The following is a 3,182-nucleotide window of genomic DNA, read 5'->3' as shown; positions in this document are numbered from 1 at the left end:
GGCGGAGCGGGCCGCCGCGACAGCGCAGCAGGCCGCGCTGACCGCGGCCGGTGCCGCCGGCTCGGCCCGGGAGGCCGGGACGTCGGGCCCGTCGGCGAAGGACGCGAAGGCCGGGAAGAAGGCCGACGCGAAGAAGGGCAAGAAGGACGGGAAGAGCGGCCGGAAGGCCGTCGAGGCCGCGAAGGCCGACACGAAGAAGGCCCGCCGCAAGGAGGAGAAGGACGCCGAGAAGGCCGTCCGCGCCGCCGAGAAGGCCGAGAAGAAGGCCCGCAAGCAGGCGAAGGCCGAGCGGGCCGAGCAGGAGAAGGCCGCGGCCGCGGAGAAGAAGGCCGCCCGGAAGGCCAAGGCCGCGCGGCTGGAGAAGGTCGCCAAGCGCGACGCCGCCGCGAAGGCGGAGAAGAAGGCCCGCAGGCTGGCGAAGGAGCAGGTCGTCGCCGGCCGGCCGGGCAGCGGGGTCGGTACGCCCGAGACCACGCCCGCCGAGCGGGAGAACCGACGTCGCGAGGCCGAGCAGGAGGCGGGCCGCCTGGCCGCCGCGGCCGAGCACAAGGCCACCGCCGAGCGCCCCGCCGAGGTGCATCACACCAACGGCCTGCGACTCTGACGGCACACCGCAGCCACCGGCGACGCCCGGACCCGGCCGGGTCCGGGCGTCCCGTGCGTCAGGGCCTGCACACCTGACCGGATGTTCAGGCTTGCACGAGCGAACGACGTGGCCGTAGCGTTCGCCCGTGCACATCGCCGAGGGCTATCTGCCGCCGCTGCACGCGGCGGCCTGGACCGTCGTCGCCGCGCCGTTCGTCGTGCACGGCGCCCGCGCCGTGGTGCGCCGCGTGCGGGAGGACCCGGACACCACGCTGCTGCTCGCCGCGGCGGGCGCGTTCACCTTCGTCCTCTCGGCGCTCAAGATCCCGTCGGTGACCGGGTCGTCGTCGCACCCGACCGGAACCGGGCTGGGCGCGGTGCTGTTCCGACCACCGGTGATGGCCCTGCTCGGGACGGTGGTGCTGTTCTTCCAGGCCGTCCTGCTCGCCCACGGCGGGCTCACCACGCTCGGCGCCAACGCCTTCTCGATGGCGATCGCCGGGCCGTGGATCGCCTACGGCGCCTACGTCGTGGTCCGCAGGATCGGGGGCTCGCTGGGGCCCGCGGTGTTCGCCGCGGCCTTCCTCGGTGACCTCGGTACCTACACGATCACCAGCGCGCAGCTCGCGCTCGCGTTCCCCGACCCCACCTCCGGGTTCGGCGGAGCGTTCGTCACCTTCGCATCGATCTTCTCGATCACGCAGATCCCGCTGGCCGTGGCCGAGGGGCTGCTGACCGTGCTCGTCGTGCGGCTGCTCGTGCGCATCACCCCGGACGAGCTGCGCCGCCTCGGCGTGCTGCGCCCGGCCGCGGGAACCGACACCGGCGGCCCCGCCCCGGCCGCGACCGCACAGGGCCCGGAGAAGGAGGCGTCGGCGTGAGCCGCTCGACCGTCGTGAACATCCTGCTGGTCGTCGCCGTCGTCGCGTTGTTCGCGGTGCCGGTGCTGTTCGTGCCCGGCGAGTACGCCGGGTCCGACGGCCAGGCGGGCGAGGCCATCGAGGCCACCGGCTACCGGCCGTGGTTCAGCCCGGTGTGGGAGCCGCCGTCGGGCGAGATCGAGTCCGGCATCTTCGCGATGCAGGCCGCGGCCGGCGCGGGCGTGCTCGGTTACTGCATCGGCGTCGCCCGCACCCGCAGCCGGGAGAAGGCCGCGCGGCAGAGCTGATGCTGCTGATCGACGAGACCGCCCACGCCAACCGCTGGCGATCCCGGCACCCCGGGGAGAAGGCGTTCCTCGCCCTGGGGCTGCTGCTGCTCGCCGTCGCGCTCCCACCGTGGCCGGGGGCCGTGCTGACCGGTACCGCGGCGCTGGCGCTGCTGCTGGGCGGGGCCCGGGTGCCGTGGCGGACCGCGCTGCGGCTGCTCGCGCTGCCCCTCGGGTTCGTGATCGTGGGGGCGCTGCCCCTGCTGGTGACCGTCGGCGGGGATCCGTGGCTCGCGCTCGCGCCGGGCGGGCCGGCCCGGGCGGCCGCTCTCGTCGGACGCTCGCTGGCGACGGTGACCTGCCTGATCCTCTTCGCCGCGACGACGCCGCTCGCCGACACCCTGCCCCGGCTGCGGTGGGTGCCGCCGGCCGTCCTGGAGATCACCCTGCTCGTCTACCGGATGCTGTTCCTGTTGCTGGACTCGCTGACCGCGGTCCGGGAGGCCCAGTCCCTCCGGATGGGATTCCGGACGCGGCGGACCACCTTCCGGTCGCTGGCCGGGCAGGGCGTTGCCGTGTTCGTCCGCGCCTTCGACCGTGCCCGCCGCCTCGAGGCCGGCCTCGCCTCCCGCGGCTACGACGGCTCGCTGCGCGTCCGGGTACCCGCCCGCACCGTCTCGCCCGCCTTCGTAGCGGCGAGCACGGTGCTGCTCGTCGCCGTGCCCATACTGGCCCTGGTGGTCGTCCCGTGACCGCGGTCCTGGAGGCCCGCGGGCTGGTCTTCGCCTACCCGGACGGCCCGGTCGTGCTCGACGGGGCGGACCTCGTCGTCGACCCGGGGCGCAGGCTCGCGGTGCTCGGCCCCAACGGCGGCGGCAAGACCACCCTGTTCCGGCTGCTGCTCGGGCTGCTCGCCCCGTCGGCCGGGCAGGTCCTGCTCGACGGCGAGCCGGTCCGCCGCACCCGCCGCGGGCTGGTGCGGCTGCGCGAGTCCGCCCAGCTCGTCCTGCAGGACCCCGACGACCAGCTGTTCTCTGCCGACGTCGCGCAGGACGTGTCGTTCGGCCCGCTCAACCTCGGTCTCGACGAGACCGAGGTCGACGCCCGGGTGCACGACGCGCTGTCCGCCGTCGGCATCGCCGACCTCGCCGACCGGCCGACGCACCGGCTGTCGTTCGGGCAGCGCAAGCGGGTCGCGATCGCCGGGGCACTCGCCGTCCGGCCCCGGGTGCTGGTGCTCGACGAGCCGACCGCGGGCCTGGACCCGGCCGGGGTGGAGGAGCTCGTCGTCGTGCTGGCGGACCTGCAGCGCGCCGGGACCGCGGTCGTGCTGTCCACACACGACGTCGACCTCGCCCACCGCTGGGCCGACGACGTCGCCGTCGTCGCGCGCGGGCGCGTCCGGCGCGGCCCGGCCGCGGAGGTCCTCGGCGACGCCGCGCTGCTCTCC

General features: G+C 75.5%; 4 protein-coding genes and 1 pseudogene. All 5 read left to right on the top strand.

The window, feature by feature from the left end; translation table 11 throughout:
• Nucleotides 1-604 (top strand): annotated as a pseudogene (locus GTW08_RS02065) (hypothetical protein); the annotation flags it as partial.
• 127 nt (nt 605-731) lie between these two features.
• Nucleotides 732-1,466 (top strand): energy-coupling factor ABC transporter permease, encoded by a 735-nt coding sequence (locus tag GTW08_RS02060; RefSeq protein ID WP_100879784.1) that lies wholly within the window; start codon nt 732-734, stop codon nt 1,464-1,466.
• Complete coding sequence (locus GTW08_RS02055; RefSeq protein ID WP_073576229.1) at nt 1,463-1,753, top strand: energy-coupling factor ABC transporter substrate-binding protein; 291 nt, start codon at nt 1,463-1,465, stop codon at nt 1,751-1,753. The genes GTW08_RS02060 and GTW08_RS02055 overlap by 4 nt, the downstream gene beginning before the upstream one ends.
• Nucleotides 1,753-2,484 (top strand): cobalt ECF transporter T component CbiQ, encoded by a 732-nt coding sequence (gene cbiQ / locus GTW08_RS02050; RefSeq protein ID WP_161151313.1) that lies wholly within the window; start codon nt 1,753-1,755, stop codon nt 2,482-2,484. Before GTW08_RS02055 ends, cbiQ begins: the two co-directional genes overlap by 1 nt.
• Nucleotides 2,481-3,182, top strand: a 702-nt coding sequence (locus GTW08_RS02045; RefSeq protein ID WP_161151312.1) for an ATP-binding cassette domain-containing protein, incomplete at its 3' end; no start/stop codon positions are given. The genes cbiQ and GTW08_RS02045, both read left to right, overlap by 4 nt.

Origin of the sequence: Pseudonocardia sp. SID8383 (assembly GCF_009864975.1) — a bacterium.
Lineage (GTDB): Bacteria > Actinomycetota > Actinomycetes > Mycobacteriales > Pseudonocardiaceae > Pseudonocardia > Pseudonocardia alni.
This window is presented reverse-complemented; position numbering and strand designations above follow the sequence as displayed.

Coding starts and splice junctions, on each gene's coding strand:
- cbiQ (WP_161151313.1), top strand. CDS start 1,753: ATGCTGCTGATCGACGAGACCGCCCACGCCAACCGCTGGCGATCCCGG.